Here is a 19182-nt window from a genome sequence, read left to right on the forward strand (position 1 = left end):
GTCCGCAAATTCCTATGTAATTAATAAAAGGAGGAGGAAGAATATGGGGTTATTTAAAAAGGTAGGATTAGTCAACCAAATTATTATTGCTTTTGTTCTTGCATTGGTTGTAGGTGTTATATTCGGACCTCAAGCGGAAATTGTAAAACCTTTGGGTACAATATTTTTACGCCTCATTATGTTTATCATTGCTCCACTAGTTTTAAGTACGCTTATTGTCGGTATGGCTAGTACCGGAAGTATTCATCAATTAGGACGTATGGGTTTTAAAACGATGGCCTACTATCTAATAACAACTGGAATTGCAGTAATCATTGGTCTAGTTCTTGCTTTTTGGATTGCTCCAGGTAAGGGAATAGGGACTATCAAGCCAACTGGGGAAGTCCCGGAAGGCACAGCTTCAATGAACTTTTTAGATGTCTTAATCAATATCATTCCCCAAAATTCTATAACAGCGATGGCTGAGAATAATATGCTACAAATTATCTTCCTTGCAATATTAATAGGTATAGGTATTACAGTTGTTGGAAAAAAAGCGGATCCTGTTTATAACTTTTTTGATGGCCTTGCGGAAGTAATGATGAAATTAACTTCGATTATCATGAAAATTGTTCCAATTGGTGTATTTGGACTCTTAGCTCCAATTATAGGTATACATGGTTTAGATGTTATTGTCCCATTGTTGAAACTATTATTGACGGTTGCTATTGGCTGTACTATTCAATATTTTGTTGTTTATAGTACCGCTGTTAAAGGATTAGGAAAGATGAGTCCTATTCAGTTTTTTAAAGGAGTCATGCCAGCGACTTTGATGGCGTTCGGAACGCAAAGTAGTTCGGGGACACTACCTTTAACAATGAAATGTGCAGAGGAAAAATTGGGTGTTTCGAATAAGGTGTCTAGTTTTGTATTGCCATTGGGAGCAACAGTAAGTATGGATGGTCAAGCTATTTACATTGCGGTATCTGCTATTTTCACTGCTCAAATGTTTGGGGTCGAATTGACATTCCAACAAATTGTTTTAATTGCACTGATTTCCACAATTGGTTCTCTTGGAACAGCAGGAGTCCCAGGGGCTGGAATTATAATGCTTACAGTTGCTTTGTCAACCGTAAATCTACCACTTGAAGCTATTGCGATTATTGCAGGGATTGATAGATTTTTGAATATGTTCTCAACTGCTTGTAATGTTACTGGGGATATTGCCTGCGCGGTTTATGTAGAGGCTGCTGAAAAACGAAGATTAGAAAAAGAAGAGGTACCTGCTACCAGTTTAGACAAAGTATTAATTTAAACAATGAATGATCATTTCAAATAATTTCTTGAGAGACTACTGTGTAAGTTCTAATAGTGTAGTGTTGTCTTCTAAAATAGAAAAATATTTTCTTTTCAAATTCTATTTTGGTTAAGAGTAATTCTATAGTTATTTCAATTCTCTTCGTAGATTCTATGAATGACTTATGAAAGCGCTTAATTTTTAGTTCTCTTTCTTTCTCCCCGGCTTCATTTAGTGCATAGATATCATATGCGGGATTTTTATAGCTACTACTGTATTTGAATGAAATGAAAAATTTAAAATTTTTTAGGAGATATATTTTAAAATCAATGTTTAAAATGGAGGTGAAGATATGATTACTTTTAATAATGTAGAAAAGTCGTATGCGGATACTAAAGTTTTGAAAAACATTAATTTAAATATAAAAAAAAGCGAAGTAGTTGTTGTTATAGGTCCTTCTGGCTCAGGGAAAAGCACATTAATAAGATGTATCAACGGATTAGAAAAAATATCAAGTGGGACCTTACTTATAAATGGAATATCTTTGGCAGATAGGAAGACGAATATTTTAGAACTAAGGAAAAAGACAGGAATGTTATTTCAACATTTCAATCTATATCCACATAAAACTGTTTTAGAAAATGTGACTTTAGCACCTATTCTTGCTCTTAAAAGAAATAAGCATGAAGTTATAAAAGACGCAAAAAGTTTATTAGAAAAAGTAGGTTTAGCGCATAAAATAGATGCATACCCTGCCCAACTTTCTGGTGGACAACAGCAAAGAGTGGCAATAGCACGCAGTTTAGCAATGGGTCCAGAAATAATGTTATTTGATGAACCTACCTCTGCACTCGATCCTGAAATGATAGGAGAAGTACTTACTGTTATGAAGGACTTAGCAAAAGAAGGAATGACAATGATAGTAGTAACGCATGAAATGGGATTTGCAAAAGAAGTAGCTAATCGTGTAATTTTTATGGATCAAGGTGTGATTATCGAAGACTCCGAACCTAAATTGTTTTACAAAGAACCAAAAGAAGAACGAGCAAAACTATTTTTAAAAAGAGTAATGCACTAAAAATAAGAGGAGTGTATTTATGTATAAAAGTATTCAGTTATTATTGTTTGTTTTTATAGCTGCAATGATTTTAGTAGCGTGTTCTGAAGATACTAGTTCTGCGAATTCAACAGATAATAATACAGATTTGGTAATGGATCGGATACAAAAACAAGATCAAATTACCTTTGGAGTAAAAGTAGATACACGCTTATTTGGCTTGAAGAATACATCTACTGGAGAAATTGAAGGGTTTGATATTGATATAGCAAAAGCTATAGCAAAAGAAATTCTAGGTGATGAAAACAAGGTAAAATTCGTAGAAGTAAATACTAAAACACGTATTCCTCTTTTAGAAAATGATGAAATTGATGCGATTATTGCAACAATGGTAATAACAGATGAGCGGAAAAAAGTAATTGATTTTTCTGATCCATATTTTGAAGGGGGTCAATCGTTATTAGTTAAAAAAGGAAGCGAAATAACTGGTATTGATGACTTGGAAGGAAAAAAAGTTATTACAGTCAAGGGGGCTACATCTGGAGATTTGATCCGTGAAAAGGTTAGTGATGTTCAAGTACTTGAATTTGATACGTATTTTGATGCATTTTCTGCACTAAAAAGTGGTCAGGGCGACACATTGACTACTGACGATGCAATTTTATATGGCATGGCAGATGAAGATCCTAATTATACATTAATTGGAGAAACGCTCACAAATGATTTTTATGGTATCGGTGTTAAAAAAGGAAATGAAGAGTTTGTAGAAGCAATTAATGGAGTACTAGAAAAGTTGGTTGAGACTGGGGAGTATGATGAAATTTTTAATAAATGGATTAAAAGGTAATTAAACTTGGTGCTTGTTAGGAGGGATAACAAAAATGGATTTGACTATATTGACAAACTACTATGATTTGTATTTATTAGGGATAAAAAATACATTGATTGCTAGTCTAATTTCCATAATGGGAGCCATGTTCTTAGGTACATTTATTGCTGTTTGTAGAATTTATCCCAATAAGTTGTTAAATGGTATAGCGGCAGCATATGTTGAATTTATAAGGAATATTCCATTGTTGGTTGTTATCTTCTTCTTTTTTATTGGTCTTAGCTTGAATGGTTTTATTTCTGGAGTTTTAGGTCTAATAATTTATTATTCTACACTTATTTGCGAAGCGATAAGAGCTGGTATACTTTCCATTCCGAAGGGACAATTGGAAAGCGCACTTTCTACTGGTTTAAATTATAGTCAAGCAATGAGAAATGTTATCTTGCCTCAAGCAATTCGAGTAGTAATTCCCCCAATTGGTAATCAGTTTTTAAATATTGTAAAAAACTCATCGTTAATAGCAGTAGTAGCAGGTTTCGATCTTATGTATTACTCAGACATTATAGCTTCAAAAACATATAAAATATTCGATGTGTATATATTTGCTGGTGTATTCTATCTTCTATTAACAATACCAATAAGTATTGGTGTTCAATTGTTAGAGAAGAAATTGAGTTTAAATAATTGAGGGGGTGAGCTAGATGGATATTTGGGAAGCATATTCTCTAGCTAATATAATATTCTTACTTAGAGGATTGTTAGTCACATTACAAGTAGCTTTAATCTCTATTATACTTAGTTTTTTCATAGGCTCTTTAATTGGAATAATAAGATACGTAAATATTAAGTTACTCTCCCCACTGTTAATGTTTGTCATAGAAATAATAAGAAATTTACCAATTCTATTAATAATATTTTTTACTTATTTTGCTTTACCCGAGGTAGGAATAAAACTATCTACAGTAAATGCTGCCATAGTAGCCTTGACATTATTTCATTCAGCAATGTTCTCCGAAGTTGTTAGAAGTGGGTTAAAATCTATAGAGAAGGGACAAAAGGAAGCCGCATTATCAACCGGATTAAACACATTTCAAACTCTATGGCATATAATTATTCCACAAGGGTTTAGAAGAATGGTTCCGCCAATTGTGAGTCAGTTTATTACCTTAGTTAAAGATACTTCGTTAGCTGTAATAATTTCATTGCCTGAGTTAACACGGAGTAGCCAGATTATTTATGGGCAAAGCTATAATTATTTTATTCCCATTATAATATTGGTAGCACTGACTTACTTTTTGATAAACTATTCATTATCCTTATTATCAAAAAAGCTTGAGCTCAAACAAATTTAATAGATGAATATACTCGTGTCTAAAAAAGCTATGACCTATTTTTTGTTTATAAATGGTCATAGCTTTTTAGTATTTCAAATATTACATAGTCTAAAAATTTGAATGAAATAAAAGTACTTAAACATACCTTTATTTCAGTAACTGTTAGAAGATACATAAAGAAGTTTTACGATTTTAGATGTAGTATTGTACCATGTATGTGGTGTGGTTGATTCAATGTGGAAACTATCTCCGGCTTCCAACGCAGTTATGGAATCTTCAATCATGACAGTTAATGTGCCTTCTAAAATATATACAAACTCTTGCCCTTCATGAGTAGATGGTTGATGAATTTGTTTTTCTGCCGGTAAAAGAATAACAAGCATAGGTTCAAAGAGTTGGTTGTGTAAATTGCCGGATAATGTCTTATAAATGAAATTAGTTCCGTGAATTTCTACATCTAGGTGTGTTTTATGACGTGTAATTTGTTTATTTTCTTCTTGTTTTTCTTGCTGTGTGAAGAAGTAACTTTGTGTTACACCTAAAGCTTTAGATATTTTAGATAGAGATTGCAGTGTCACTGATGTTTTAGATCTTTCCAATTGAGAAAGGAAACTACTAGTAAGATTTGTTTTATCGGCAATGTCTTTTAGTGTATAACCTTTCTGAATACGTAACTCTCTAATTTTTTTACCAACATCTTTCATATTGAACTCCTTTATATTTTATAATTTAATTATAAAGTATTACTTAAGAAAATTCATTAATATTTAATGAAGTGTAATGAAAATTTCGCACATTTTACTGTAATTCAATATTATTGAAAATGAAATATCTATTTGAACTGGTAACTGTGTAATATAATAACTCCAAAATTATTAATGAAATAAAGTAAGAAGCTGCTTTTGTATATTGAATCTTTGAAATATAGATTGGCGGCAAACGTATTAAAAGAGGATGAGATATATTTGAATCAGAAAAAAGGAGATTATGGAGTTTCTTCATTACTGTCAACAGTATTTGAGATGAAATTATTAAATCTAGAGGATAATATATCCATGTTTTTTGTTATAGAACAGTTGGTATAAATAGTTTTTTCTTTCTTACTGGGTTCCTTGGTATATTTTGTAGTAAAAAACTCTCCTATTCTATGTTTATACTAGTGGAGCACAAGAAGGAGGAAAAAAATAATGAAAAAAAGTTATTCATTACTAGTTGGGGTACTTGCAGGAAGCATTCTATTTTCTACACACGCTGCTGAGGCATCTATGACTACTGGAAATGCAAATACCACTTCAACAGCAAAATCTTATGACACACAAACATGGAAATCTCCATATCAATATAAATATAACTTTAAGAATGACAGCAATAATGCAGCACCGAAAAATGTAGAAGCTGAAAAAGCGCCAGCTGCTGAGCAACCAATTATTTCAGAGCAACAGCCACCAGCAGAACAAAATAAAGAAAATGTACAGGTTTCTTCTGAAATTCAGCAAGTTGTAGATTTAGTAAATAGTGAACGTGCTAAAGCAGGACTTCAAGCATTGCAAATAGATGCAAAGCTTACGGAATCAGCACAAGCAAAATCGCAAGATATGAAAAACAAAAATTATTTTTCTCATACTAGTCCAACATACGGCTCACCATTTGACCAAATGAAATCTCTAGGCATTTCGTATAAATCAGCAGGTGAAAACATTGCAATGGGTCAACGTACTGCGTCAGAAGTAATGGACGCATGGATGAAGTCTCCGGGACATAAAGCAAATATCCTGAACCCATCTTATACACATATCGGAGTAGGACTATCAGATAGTGGTTACTACTGGACTCAACAATTTATTGGGAAATAAAATAATAGTAGGAAAAAAGTTTCCGTCATTGGCGGAAACTTTTTTTGTGACTTTTTTCCGACTACCTATCATTTTATCGAGTCTCTAATAGTGTGTTCACCCTTGAGAAATCAAGCTTTTTAGAAATAATTTAAATTTTATTATAAAAGAGGTTTAAAGAAAAGATTAAGAGGGTAATAGGGTTAAATAATAGGAAAAATGAAATAATTCATCCTATCTATGGCAAAAAGAGAAGTGGGGGAAGTTTATCGAAAAAAGAGGAACTGCTTTGAGATGTTGTAGGGGTTTCAAAAGTTCTGGCAGATCAAAAGAGTTGGCTACATAGAAGTGGATGTACTCTCGTATATTGGATACGTGAAAAGTCCCTTAAATTAGTATCAATATGAACTGGCTAGAATACAATGTTAATTGTGCGAAGATTTTCACCCAAAAAGAGGAGGAGAAACATGAGTAAACGTTTTATCAAGCAAACAACAGCGGCTGTATTATTAACAACATCGGTATTATCATTTTCATCAGCTGCATTAGGGGCATCCAATACAGCAGTGGATCAAGCGGTAAATAAAACAAAGGCAGAATTGAACAAAGCAACGACACATTATGTTTATCCATCACTAGAAGAGAAGCTTGTATCAAGTAGTGCACTATACCCTGCATTAAATAGTGCAAAGAAAAACTATCAAGCTGCGAGGAAAGCAGTTGTCACTTCCAAGCTATCAACTTCTGCAAAGGAAGCAAAGCTAAAAGAAATCGATGGTTTGTATAGCGAAAAGGTTTCGGGAGGATTGGTTCCTTATATTGATGCCTATAACTATGCAACTGAATACTTAGTACCGATTATGAAAGAGTTAGAAGCTGCTCAAGCAAGAAATGACTTTGCGGCAGTGGATACAGCGTACCACAAGCTTTCCTATCAACTAAAAGGAAGAACAGCGATTTTATACCGTTTCTCTGGTAAAGCGGCACGCGATCTTCTATTAGAACGATATAAAAAACCAGCTGATGCAAAACGAGATGAAATGATGGTACCTGTAACTATTCACATGTCACTTGTAAAAATTAATGACTTTTTAGATGCTGGTAAGAAAGCTGAAGCGAAAAAAGAATTTGGAGAAGTAGAAGCTTTATTGGACCGTTTACCAAATGCTGCATCTAATACATTTATTAAGGCCTTATTAGATGAGGTGGCGAAAGTGAAAGTAGCAGTTGGTGAAGCTACAGCTACTCCTCAACAAAAATTAGATGAGAAGGTTGGTACATTAGTAAAGGCATTAAATGCTAGCCAGTTTGATAATATTACAGCTGCAACAGGTGCTTCCAATTCTTTAATCATCGTCGTTAAGAAAGATGTGGGGGTTGTAGATTTCTTAGGAAAAGGATTCTACCAATCATTTATAAAAGAACTAGGATTAACGAAGGTGAATGGGTTCGATCCAACATCTAAAGAAGCGGCTGATTTTATTGCCTCTAAATTTCCTACAGGAACAGATTCACTGGAAGACTTGAAAGGTCAAACTATCACTCTTCCAATTACCGTGAATAATGGTGCTGATTTAACAGTAGATTTCACGATCTTATTTCAATAATTAATAGGTAAGCTAAAAACGAATTAATCAATAAAGCAGTCGAATGACATATTCGGCTGTTTTTTACATGGTCGTATAGTGCCGTTTTTTCATTTTTACAAGGGTTATGAAAAGGTTTGTCGAATCATGGAAAAGAGGATAGGAAAACCGAAGATAGTGAAATTTACAAAGATAAACCTGTTTTTATGGAAATGGAGGTTATTGGATGATTGAACTTCGTGATGTTCGGAAGTATTATCGTTCGGGAAGTGGAAAGGCGGAGATTTTACGTGGTGTGAATTTGCGTGTAGAGCCTGGAGAGTACGTGGCGATTATGGGGAAGTCTGGGTCTGGTAAAAGCACGATGTTGAACCTACTTGGGACACTGGACTTGTTGGATTCAGGTACATATGAGTTGGTAGGGAAATCGGTACATAAGATGAGTCGAGGGCGACGTGCACGCTTGCGCAATGAAGAAATCGGTTTTGTTTTTCAGCACTTTCAATTGATACCCAATTTATCGGTCTATCAAAATGTATTGCTTCCTTTAACGTACGGCCGAAAACGTTTAAGAAGAAAGAAAGCTCGTGTACTAGCACTATTGGATGAAATGGGAATTTCCGAAAAGAAAAATCAAAAACCGGATCGCTTATCGGGAGGGGAAAAACAGCGAGTGGCTATTGCAAGGGCACTCGTAAATGAGCCGGGGCTAATACTCGCAGACGAACCGACGGGAAGCTTGGACGAGGAAACGACGGAAAGCATATTAAATTTGTTTGACCGTGTACATAAAAATGGTGCAACAATTATTGTTATAACGCATGACATCGAAGTAGCAGAGCGGGCGGACCGCATTCTACACTTGCAGAATGGAGTGCTTGTATGAAATTGTTTACTGCATTTAAACTTGCTTGCTATGGATTGTGGTCCAATCGCTTTCGTGTATTATCTGCCATGATGGGCGTAGTGATTGGCATGTTTGCGGTCATTGTATTGACAGCGATTGCGATAGGTGTAAAAGATACATTAATGAAGCAAATGGGCAGTCTTGGAGCCGAGCAGATTCTAGTATTACCTGGAAGGGTCTTGGATACGGCAAATGGACAAAAGGATTTATTGAGTGGGCTGACAAATGTTCCGAGTACACTGACGTATGATGATGCGAAAGCAATTGAAGGTGTGCCGAATGTAAAATCAGTGACACCTCAACTAGAGACGATCACTATTGCTCAATACGATGAAAGAAATGTGCAGTCTGTTTTGGTCGGAACAAGCGATCAGTACAGTCGGATTCAGCATGCGAATCTTTCTGAAGGTCGTTTTTTTACAAAGGAAGAACAGGCAGAAGAAGCAAGAGTAATTGTCCTTGGTAACAATATTCACGAGGCGTTGCTTGGTAAACAGGAGGTACCGATGGAGGATGAAGGGAGCTCCGGTGAAGCACAACAAACGAAACCAATCTGGAAAAAAGTATTGGACAAGTTGCTAGGGGAAAGTGCTTCAGCTGAAGAGACGTCATTAGTTGGAAAACAAGTAACGATTAATGAAGAATCGTATGAAGTAATCGGGGTGCTTGCACCAAATGCGACACTTGGGTCTAGTACGGACAATAATATTATGCTGCCGATTGAAACAGCACTAGCAACGACAGATATGAAAAATTTAACGAAAATGATTGTTGAATCTGCAAGTATTCAAGCGGTAGATGAAGTGGATGGAGCAGTATTTAACGCTATAAAAGCTCAACATTCTGAAATAGATTTCAGCGTTGTGAAGCAAGATCAGATGCTTGGCGCATTAGGCAAGGTGACTTCTATCTTACAGGTAATGCTGTTCGGAATAACTGTAACTGCCTTATTGATCAGCGGAACTGGAATTATGAATGTTATGGTGATGTCGGTACGAGAGCGGACGCGTGAAATTGGCATTCGTAAAGCACTTGGTGCCACAACGTCGGAAATAATGGGACAATTTTTCTTTGAGACGTTACTTCTTTGTTGCATTGGCGGAGCGGTCGGCATTGGACTCGGCTATGCATTTATAGAGGTATGGAATAATAATATCGAGATATTTGCTTTAGTGCTACCGATGTGGGCAGTAAAGCTTGCATTGTATACAACCTTTGGAATAGGTAGTTTGTTTGGGATTTATCCCGCTTTGAAAGCGGCAAGGATGAAACCTAGTAATGCTTTGCGCTTTGAGTGAAGAGCGTGTGTTTCCTAAAAAAGATGATGCCATGCATAGAGGCATCATCTTTTTTTATCGTGTTCGTGTGGTTTTCTCTCTCGTTAAGGATAATTTATTCATTTTATTAGAATTCATTTTACAGAATAATAAATCTTTATAGATAGAAAAGAAAATTATCTGATATAGTAGAATTATTATATGGTTAATTATAGAAGAGAGACGAAGAGATGAATAAACCTATTACCTACATAGCAGTTATTTTATGGGTGGCATTAATTTTTTATTTTTCACATCAACCAGCTAGTGAGTCTAACGAGTTAAGCACAGCGATAACCGAGGTCATAGTTACGGCGGTAGAAAAAGTTGCTCCTCATTCGGACTTTCTTGTTGGAAACATAAATCATTTCGTTCGAAAGAATGCTCACTTTTTTATCTATTTAGTGCTAGGTGTGCTTGTTATACGTTCCTTGCATTTAAGTGGAGTAGACAGATATAAAGCGGGTATACTGGCATTATTCATTTGCATATTGTATGCCATCTCGGATGAATTGCATCAGCTTGTTGTTCCCGGGAGGGGGGCACAGATGAGAGATGTGCTAATAGATAGTGCGGGTGCATTTGTTGGAATTGGTATTTATGTCGCGATTTTGTTTCGAACTCGCGTAGATGGGTAGGCTATGGACAGGGACGGAAGCGAATGCGAAGAAAGGATGATTCCACATGATATACCCTCTACTTACTATTTTGTGGAGTGCTTGGATTCTTATTGCGACAACTACATCAGATGCTTATATCTTTTTGTATGACCAAGTTGTCCAGTTTAGCTTTGAATCTTCTCCCAATTACCTTGATCTACTCATAACGAGTGATATTGAGTTAACAAGCCAATTTTATATCATACAAAAAACAGGTCATATGATGACGTTTGCTCTGTTGTATACCTTATATTTTCGATGGTGGAAGCGGGTGGGTCTTGCTCTTTTAGTAACCGGAACATTCGCAGTTTTTACGGAGATTCTTCAGCTCTATTTTAATCGAAATGGTAGATTGGTGGATGTTGGAATAGATTTTGTTGGGATCATGGTTGCTTATTTCTTTAGTGTGAGTTCTATGAAGCGAAGTGAACGGAGTAGGAGGACGTTTTTGGGAAGAGAATAGTTGTTGGTGTTCAATATTTCTATTCAAAGGCCATTCATCGAGAAATTGATGAATGGCCTTTTTTAGTTGATAGAAATACTATAGGCCTATCTCGAAATTTACATTTAGTGCTTTAAACAGGGAGAAACAGAGAGTCATAGAAAGACTAATAAACTATTTTGAGAAAAATAAGTTTATTTGTCAGATTAAGAGGGAAAAGGGAGGCGTATGTATTTTTTTATATATCCTGAAGGAGGAGAAAGAGTTGTTTAAAAAGGGAATGTTGTTTTCACTAGTTGCTGTGATGCTGCTTCTTTCAGGTTGCGCAGGCTTCCAGGTTGGAGGCGATAATGGCGCTGCTCTGGAGGCAGAAGCAGAAGGTAAGGTGGTCGTCGATTTTTGGAGTTTCTGGGGGTCAGAGATTAGAAGGCCTGTCATCGAAAAGATTATCGAGGATTTTAATAACTCACAAGATGAAATTATTGTAAAACATACTTTCGTTCCATGGGGAGATATTTGGACGAAGGAGCTTGCGTCCATAGCAGCCGGTGATCCACCAGATGTTGTCATTAATGATATTAATGCAACTGCGCTTCGCGGACAAAAGAAACAAGCAATGAATTTATCACAATTTCTAGAGAAGGATGATATCTCTGAGCGATTCTATCCGGAACTATGGGAAGCTACTTTATATGAAGGAGATTCATATGGAATTCCATTCAATACAGATACTCGTATTCTCTATTACAACAAAGAGGCTTTTAGAGAAGTTGGACTAGATCCAGAAAAGCCACCGACAACATGGGCTGAACTAGAAGAATACGCAACAAAATTAGACAAAAAGAACGGCGATACATATGACCGTTTAGGATTCTATCCGCTATTTGGTATTAACTATGACGTTTGGATGTTGAACGCTGCCGGCAAAAACGTTGTTGATCAAAAAGGAAATGTCGAAGTGGACACAGATATAAATCGTAAAACGTTGGATTGGTTATTAGGTTGGAAGGAGCGTTACGGCGATAACGTTATTAACTCATATAAATCGCAAATAGACAGTCAGCAGTCAAATCCTTTCTTTACAGGTAAATTGGCGATGTTTGTCAACACTCCAACATTCAATACGCAAATTCGTGATTATGCTCCTGAACTAGACTTTGGCGTAGCAATGCTTCCAGAAAGTGAGCCTGGCAATGGTCATACAAGCTGGGGAGGCGGTTTTGTAGCTGAAATCCCAGAAGGTTCAAGCCATCCAGAGGAAGCTTGGGAGTTTATCAAATATTTGACGGATCAAGATGCGCAAGAATACTGGGCTGTCAAAAACTATGACAATGTAGCGAACATCAAAGCTGCAGAGGCAACTGCTAAGAGTGAAGAAATGTCGGAGAAGGATAGAATTGTGTATCAGATGGCTGTTGATAACATGCCAAATACTTTGTTAACACCGACACCTCTACAAGCACCAGATTTTCCGGCTCTTATCAATCCGGAAATAGATAATGTCATGCTAGGAAAGAAAACTCCTACACAAGCATTGCAGGATGCTCAAGCGGCAGTAGAACGATTAGTAAATGAAAACCAATAAAGATAAAAGGGGAGCAGAAATGCTCTCCTCCTTTTCTATACATAAGGGGATAGTTCAATGAAAAAGAGAAAGTTACATTTTAAACGGCAGGAAGGTCTTGTTGGATACATATTTATCCTTCCTTGGATCATCGGTTTTCTTATCTTTACAGCAGGACCTTTGTTATTTTCTTTGGGTGCCAGTTTTACCAATTATAATATTACATCCCAGATGGATTTTGTCGGGATACGAAATTACGAGAAGTTACTTGTGGATGACCAACTGTTCTGGACGTCCCTCTACAATACGTTGTATTACGTAGCCTTCTCTGTTCCTCTTACAACAATCGGAGCTATTTTCCTTTCTGTTCTACTCAATCAAGATGTACCAGGACTTCGCTTTTTCCGTACCATCTATTACTTACCAGCCGTCTTATCGGGTGTAGGTGTTTATCTTCTTTGGATGCAATTACTCGACCCTGGCACAGGGTTAATAAATATGATGCTCGGTTGGATCGGCATTGAGGGCCCGAATTGGTTGTTTGATCCTGAATGGACGAAGCCTTCGCTTATTTTAATGAAGCTTTGGAGTGTTGGCGGTGGAATGCTCTTGTATTTGGCAAGTCTACAAGGCGTGCCGAAGTCTCTTTATGAAGCAGCAGAAATAGACGGAGCGAGCACGTTTCAGCAATTCCGCTATATTACATTACCTATGATTACACCGGTTATCTTTTTTGATGTAGTGACGAGTCTCATCGGCGGCTTCCAGATTTTCCAGGAGGCATATGTCATGACTAATGGCGGTGGAGGTCCTGTCAACTCGCTACTATTCTATAATTACTATATGTGGAATAAAGCGTTCAAAGTATTTGATATGGGCTACGCAATGGCTATGTCATGGGTACTGTTCCTCATAGTTTTTGTACTAACCATGATCAATCTAAAACTCGCTCCTCGCTGGGTGCATTATGAAGGGGAGGCGAAAAAATGAAGGATGCTTATTTTGCAAGTATGACTAATCGGAAGAAAGTACTGAAGATCGCGAATTTCATCTTATTGTGTATTGGTAGTCTATTATTCCTTTCTCCGCTTTGGTGGATGATTTCTACTTCATTGAAAACGATGAAGGAAGTGATGAGTTTCCCACCGACATTCTTCCCTACCGATTGGAAATGGGAGAATTACTTGAAAACTTGGGAAGCGGCGCCGTTTGATTTGTACACGATCAATACGCTGACTATTACTATATTGGTTGTAATCGGGCAAGTGATTGTCAACTCTTTTGTTGCATATGGATTTGCAAAGATACCGTTTAAAGGAAGAAACGTTTTGTTCGCCATCGTCCTATCGACGATGATGATACCGGGTTTCGTGACACTTATTCCCCAGTACGTTCTATTTTCAAAGCTTGGCTGGGTTAATACATACTTGCCGCTTGTCGTACCCGCTTTTTTCGGCAGTGCATTTAATATATTTTTGCTTCGCCAGTTCTATATGACGATTCCGAATGAAATGATTGAAGCGGCCAAGATGGAAGGGGCAAGTCATTTCTATATTTGGAGAAAGATCGGCATTCCATTGACAAAACCTGCAATGGCAACCGTGGCGATTTTTTCGTTCAATGGAGCTTGGAATGATTTCTTAGGACCACTCCTCTATGTGAATAATGAGAATTTATATACGCTTCAATTAGGACTTCAAGTGTTTAAAGGTGAGATGAACACGCAGTGGAATTACTTGATGGCAGGGTCATTGTTTGTACTTTTACCAGTTGTCATCCTGTTCTTCTTCTTCCAAAAGTATTTTATACAAGGTATCAATTTACAATCAGGCGGAAAATCATAAGAATGGGGGAAGTAAAATGGCTGAGTTGCTGTTGAAAAATATTAACAAACAATACGATAAAGCGATAAAAGGGAATGCGGTAACTGATTTTAACTTACATGTGAAGGATGGGGAGTTCATCGTACTTGTAGGACCATCAGGCTGCGGGAAATCGACAATGCTACGGATGATTGCCGGGCTTGAAGAGATTACAGAAGGAGAGTTTTTTCTAGACGATAAGCTGATGAATGATGTTCCTCCTGCAAATCGCGGCATTTCAATGGTTTTTCAAAACTATGCACTCTATCCGCATATGACTGTTTATGACAATATCGCATTTGGACTAAAAATACGGAAGACCAATAAAAAAGAAATCGACCGACGAGTGAGGGAAGCGGCAGAAATTTTAGGTTTGCAGGATTTGTTGAAACGAAAACCTAGTGCACTTTCCGGTGGGCAGAAGCAACGTGTCGCATTAGGACGCGCCATCGTTCGCGAGGCGAAACTGTTTCTAATGGATGAACCACTATCGAATCTAGATGCGAAATTACGTTTCCAAATGCGCGCAGAAATAGCCAAGCTTCATCAACGTCTGAAAACAACTTCTATTTACGTAACGCATGATCAAACAGAAGCAATGACGATGGCTACCCGCATTGTCATTATGAAAGACGGTATTATCCAGCAGGTTGGAACTCCGAAGACTGTATATGACTATCCAGAAAATGTATTCGTCGGAAGCTTTATCGGATCACCCGCTATGAATTTCTTTTCAGGAAAAATAGTAGGAAACCGCTTTGTTTCAGAAGGGATCGACCTAAAGGTACCACAAGATAAGCTAGCAGTTTTAAAAGGACAAGGCTATGATCGAGAAACGATTGTCATGGGAATCCGTCCGGAGCATATTAAAATGCAAACTGGTCTGAAGGGTGATCCACGATTTGAGCATATACTTGCTAAAATTGTGGTTTCGGAATTGACCGGTTCGGATATGCTTCTCTATTCATCCATTGGTACACAAGAATTTATTGCTCAGGTGGAATCACGTACGATTGTTTCACCAGGTGAGGAAGTCATGCTTGGCTTTGAGATGGACTGTGCCCACTTCTTCGATGAGGAGAGCGGTCGACGGATTAAGTCGGAAGAGAGGCTATTGGAAAAAATATCGGTGTGAGAAGTGGGTTCCTATAAATAAACAAGCGTCAAAAGCCCGCCTGAAAAGGTGGGCTTTTGGCGTTTTAAATATTCATTTGTATATTCTCTTTAATGAAAAAAAGAAAATACTTTTTTATAAAATCATTCGGATGTTCAGCCATAAAATTTAAATTTTTAAGTTGTATCATGCACTAGAACAAGTTTTCAGTCATCAATAATTATCAAAAATAAATATTGATTATTTAGAAAATTATATCTATAATGAACGAAAATACATGTCGTATACATGTCTGTATTTTCTATACTAGTATTTTTATAAGATATTAATAACACCTTAGAAAGCATTATAAATGGGAAAAATCATTGTTCTCAATTTAAACGAATATGTTTGATTATACACAATAGTATACATGTCTATTACACGTATACTATTGTGCTTCGAAGGGTGATGGGTATATGGAAATGGCCAAAATCGGTATTCTTTTTGATAAGGATGATGCGGAGGTAAGATGGTCTGAGGGCATCAATCTTTTTGAGTTATTTTTATTTGAAATTCTTGATCATTATAGACTTCCCTATGAAAAAGTAGATGTATTGGATGCTTATGATTCATTTGACATTCTAATAGTAGTCCATACTGGTGATAACGAAGTGGTAGGCACGAAATTATTAGAGTATGTTCAGTCAGGTGGAACGGTCATCTCATATGGGGGATTAGAATTTGTTAGGCAGAAATTAGGTTTTTCTAAAATGTTTCCTTCTCAAAAGGGCTACGCAGAATTATCTGCCATCTTTAACCAATCTATACCTTTACGTTTTCTTTATGTAGATCCTTGGAAACAAGAGGAAGAGTTTGAAGTTACTGAAGTAGGCTCTGTTGTTGATGAAGCAAAAACGTGGGAAGGGGCATCCGCATTACAAAAGATTAAGTATGGACTTGGGACTATTGAACGTTGGTCTATTGCAATTCCACAAACGATAGTTGGACTGCAACAAGGCATACAACCTGTTTTTCAAGATGGGACACCAGCCCCGGATGGTACTGCAAATTTGGATGAAGACATTTTAAAGGCGGAAGATGGCTTTGAATTGAATTGGGTTTTAGATCGAGAGCATACAGAAACAGGAATGCCTTATTTTTCACATCCTTATGCAGACTTATGGAAAGAAGTAATAATGGAACATCTTACAAAAAAAATTCAAGAAAAAGGTCTGACAATCGCATTTCTAGATCAATGGCCAGCTGGTATAAAACATATAGCTTTGATTTCCCATGATAGTGATTTAAATGTAGATGAGTCTGCACAAATTACATTGGACACATTGAAATCAGAAAATGTTCAATCTACTTGGTGCATGATAGCGCCAGGATACAGTCCTTCGATTTATGAACAAGTAAAAAAAGACGGTCATGAAATCGCGCTTCATTATAATGCTCTACAACAGGATGAAGGCGTTTGGTCAGCGGAAGCTTTTCAAAAACAATTACAGTGGGTTAAAACAGCGACAAAAACAGATGATATTGTTTCAAATAAAAACCACTATACCCGTTTTGAAGGTTGGGGAGAACTATTCACTTGGTGTGAAAATAATGGGATACAAGTGGATCAAACAAGAGGGCCAAGTAAAAAAGGAAATATTGGATTCCTTTTTGGCACCTGTCAGCCATATTTTCCAATTGCCTGGTCGGATGAAAAAAATAGATTATATGATGTTCTAGAGATTGGTTTCTTAACTCAAGACTTAAATCATAATACATTGTCGGACGTAAGTGTGATTCAGCCATTCCTAGATGGAGTGAAAATGGTAAATGGAGTAGCGCATTTTCTATTCCATCAATATCACATCTATCATCAACCGAAAGTGCTAGAGGCCATAGTTCATGTAATAGCTTCTGCTAGAAGTCAGGGATTTACTTTTTGGACCAGTAAGCAGATCAATGATTGGGAGCGGGCTCGTCGGAAGGTGGAGATAAACGGAATTAGTCATTCTGGTGGCATTAAAGCAACAGGTCTAGATGGAGTAAATGATTTTGTATTCCTTATTCCTTTGCTAGAAGGGCATACAGCAGATGGGGAAGAAATAGTTAAAAAGTTTGGCATCAGCTTTAAGCAGGTTAAAGTGAAAGATTCCTAATTGGAGGACTTATGAATGAAGGAAACTATATTAGCTTTAAACGGTGGACCAAAAGTCAAAACTACATCCTTTGGGAAAGGGCAACGCTTTGGGTTAGAGGAAGCAAAGGAATTACTAGAGGCACTGGAGCAAAATACATTATTCTATCATTTCGGAGATAAAGTCAAGCAATTTCTTAAGGATTTTAATAGTCTTTATGGAGTGAGGTACAGTGTTGCTGCGTCTTCTGGAACTGCAGCATTACACGTCGCACTAGGAGCAGCTGGTGTTACGGTTGGAGATGAAGTGATTACAAGTCCTATTACAGACCAGGGGACAGTGATTGGCATTCTTTATCAAAATGCTATTCCAATCTTTGCTGATTTGGATCCGCATAGCTACACTATGACGGCTAAATCTATCGAAAAAAAAATAACCTCTAAGACAAAGGCTATAATTGTTGTGCATTTAGCTGGTAATCCTTGTGATATGGACTCGATTATGGAGCTTGCCAAAAAATATAGTCTAAAGGTTATAGAAGACTGTGCCCAAAGCTATATGACGACATATAAGGGACGACTAACGGGCACAATTGGCGATTATGGCTGTTTTAGTACAAATGATTTCAAGCATATTTCTACCGGTGACGGAGGAATTGTGACGATAAACTCAGGGGAAGAATCAGATTATTATACTGCACATGCATTTGCAGATAAAAATTATCAAAGACAAGAAACATCCGTAGTAAAGGATTTAGAATACTTAGCCCCGAATTATCGTATGACCGAGCTGCAAGGAGCAGTTGGAATAGGACAGTTGAAAAAGCTTAAGTGGATCTGTACAAGACGAAATGAATTAGGCGAAAGGTTCCAACAAGGACTGAGTACTATAAAGGGCATCAATCCTATGGAAGTTACTGAGGGAGGTTGGTGCAGCTATTGGTTTTACATGCTCACTTTGGATCTAGAACAGTTTTCTTGCTCCAGAGAAGAGTTTTCAAAAGCTTTAGCAGCAGAAGGAATTCCGAATATGCCTGGTTATATTCCGAAGGTGTTATATGCACAGCCCTTATTCCAAAAAAAACATGCCTATATAAATAGTCATTATCCCTTTGATCTGGGTTTCTATGATTACTCACTTGGAATCTGTCCAAACGCCGAGAATATTTTAGAAACAGCAATTCGATTGAATATCAATGAATTCTATACAGATCAAGATATAGAAGATATGATTGCTGCAATCGATAAAGTTACTTCCTATTATTATAAGTAACTATTTCGAAAGGAG

The 19182-nt window shown here is 36.9% G+C and carries 18 protein-coding genes; 17 read left to right on the forward strand and 1 reads right to left on the reverse strand.

The genetic code is table 11. The features are described 5' to 3' along the window. The first annotated feature begins 43 nt into the window (after nucleotides 1-43). The 5 genes from ACIP9W_RS03895 (at nucleotide 44) to ACIP9W_RS03915 (ending at nucleotide 4514) form a co-directional block, all read left to right on the forward strand. A complete protein-coding gene (locus tag ACIP9W_RS03895; RefSeq protein WP_400786248.1) occupies nucleotides 44-1294 on the forward strand; it encodes a dicarboxylate/amino acid:cation symporter in 1251 nt (416 codons plus the stop codon). A 334-nt stretch (nucleotides 1295-1628) separates the two neighbouring features. Beyond that, nucleotides 1629-2354: an amino acid ABC transporter ATP-binding protein gene (locus ACIP9W_RS03900; RefSeq protein ID WP_400786250.1), complete on the forward strand. Its 726-nt coding sequence runs from the start codon at nucleotides 1629-1631 to the stop codon at nucleotides 2352-2354. Between the two features lie 19 nt (nucleotides 2355-2373). Then, the gene (locus ACIP9W_RS03905) at nucleotides 2374-3180 is read left to right on the forward strand and encodes a glutamate ABC transporter substrate-binding protein (RefSeq protein ID WP_400786252.1); all 807 of its coding nucleotides are present in this window, start codon (nucleotides 2374-2376) and stop codon (nucleotides 3178-3180) included. Between the two features lie 34 nt (nucleotides 3181-3214). Continuing rightward, entirely contained in the window at nucleotides 3215-3850 is a 636-nt protein-coding gene (locus tag ACIP9W_RS03910; protein WP_400786254.1) for an amino acid ABC transporter permease, read from the forward strand. A gap of 13 nt (nucleotides 3851-3863) precedes the next feature. Further along, the gene (locus ACIP9W_RS03915; protein ID WP_400786256.1) at nucleotides 3864-4514 is read left to right on the forward strand and encodes an amino acid ABC transporter permease; all 651 of its coding nucleotides are present in this window, start codon (nucleotides 3864-3866) and stop codon (nucleotides 4512-4514) included. 134 nt (nucleotides 4515-4648) lie between these two features. Here the strand turns inward: ACIP9W_RS03915 and ACIP9W_RS03920 are convergent, their stop codons facing one another. Next, nucleotides 4649-5200: a helix-turn-helix domain-containing protein gene (locus ACIP9W_RS03920; protein ID WP_400786259.1), complete on the reverse strand. Its 552-nt coding sequence runs from the start codon at nucleotides 5198-5200 to the stop codon at nucleotides 4649-4651. Nucleotides 5201-5683: 483 nt separating this feature from the next. On the opposite strand from ACIP9W_RS03920, the gene ACIP9W_RS03925 reads away from it, so the two are divergent. From ACIP9W_RS03925 to ACIP9W_RS03980, 12 genes are all read left to right on the forward strand, one after another. Further along, nucleotides 5684-6349 (forward strand): CAP domain-containing protein, encoded by a 666-nt coding sequence (locus ACIP9W_RS03925; protein WP_400786261.1) that lies wholly within the window; start codon nucleotides 5684-5686, stop codon nucleotides 6347-6349. 446 nt (nucleotides 6350-6795) lie between these two features. Beyond that, complete coding sequence (locus ACIP9W_RS03930) at nucleotides 6796-7935, forward strand: hypothetical protein (protein WP_400786264.1); 1140 nt, start codon at nucleotides 6796-6798, stop codon at nucleotides 7933-7935. A 205-nt stretch (nucleotides 7936-8140) separates the two neighbouring features. Further along, the gene (locus ACIP9W_RS03935; RefSeq protein ID WP_400786266.1) at nucleotides 8141-8800 is read left to right on the forward strand and encodes an ABC transporter ATP-binding protein; all 660 of its coding nucleotides are present in this window, start codon (nucleotides 8141-8143) and stop codon (nucleotides 8798-8800) included. Next, nucleotides 8797-10119, forward strand: a complete 1323-nt coding sequence (locus tag ACIP9W_RS03940; RefSeq protein WP_400786269.1) for an ABC transporter permease — start codon at nucleotides 8797-8799, stop codon at nucleotides 10117-10119. Before ACIP9W_RS03935 ends, ACIP9W_RS03940 begins: the two co-directional genes overlap by 4 nt. A gap of 209 nt (nucleotides 10120-10328) precedes the next feature. Further along, complete coding sequence (locus ACIP9W_RS03945) at nucleotides 10329-10775, forward strand: VanZ family protein (protein WP_400786271.1); 447 nt, start codon at nucleotides 10329-10331, stop codon at nucleotides 10773-10775. 46 nt (nucleotides 10776-10821) lie between these two features. Next, entirely contained in the window at nucleotides 10822-11259 is a 438-nt protein-coding gene (locus ACIP9W_RS03950) for a VanZ family protein (protein ID WP_400786274.1), read from the forward strand. Between the two features lie 244 nt (nucleotides 11260-11503). Further along, the gene (locus ACIP9W_RS03955; protein ID WP_400786276.1) at nucleotides 11504-12823 is read left to right on the forward strand and encodes an ABC transporter substrate-binding protein; all 1320 of its coding nucleotides are present in this window, start codon (nucleotides 11504-11506) and stop codon (nucleotides 12821-12823) included. A 57-nt stretch (nucleotides 12824-12880) separates the two neighbouring features. Next, entirely contained in the window at nucleotides 12881-13792 is a 912-nt protein-coding gene (locus ACIP9W_RS03960; RefSeq protein WP_400786279.1) for a carbohydrate ABC transporter permease, read from the forward strand. Further along, nucleotides 13789-14646 (forward strand): carbohydrate ABC transporter permease, encoded by an 858-nt coding sequence (locus tag ACIP9W_RS03965; RefSeq protein ID WP_282242793.1) that lies wholly within the window; start codon nucleotides 13789-13791, stop codon nucleotides 14644-14646. The genes ACIP9W_RS03960 and ACIP9W_RS03965 overlap by 4 nt, the downstream gene beginning before the upstream one ends. 16 nt (nucleotides 14647-14662) lie before the next feature. Then, a complete protein-coding gene (locus ACIP9W_RS03970) occupies nucleotides 14663-15799 on the forward strand; it encodes an ABC transporter ATP-binding protein (protein ID WP_400786282.1) in 1137 nt (378 codons plus the stop codon). 437 nt (nucleotides 15800-16236) lie between these two features. Continuing rightward, a complete protein-coding gene (locus tag ACIP9W_RS03975; protein ID WP_400786285.1) occupies nucleotides 16237-17916 on the forward strand; it encodes a polysaccharide deacetylase family protein in 1680 nt (559 codons plus the stop codon). Between the two features lie 15 nt (nucleotides 17917-17931). Continuing rightward, a complete protein-coding gene (locus ACIP9W_RS03980) occupies nucleotides 17932-19167 on the forward strand; it encodes a DegT/DnrJ/EryC1/StrS family aminotransferase (RefSeq protein ID WP_400786288.1) in 1236 nt (411 codons plus the stop codon). Nucleotides 19168-19182 lie beyond the last annotated feature (15 nt).

Source organism: Psychrobacillus sp. NPDC093180, assembly GCF_044754065.1.
Taxonomy (GTDB): Bacteria; Bacillota; Bacilli; order Bacillales_A; family Planococcaceae; genus Psychrobacillus.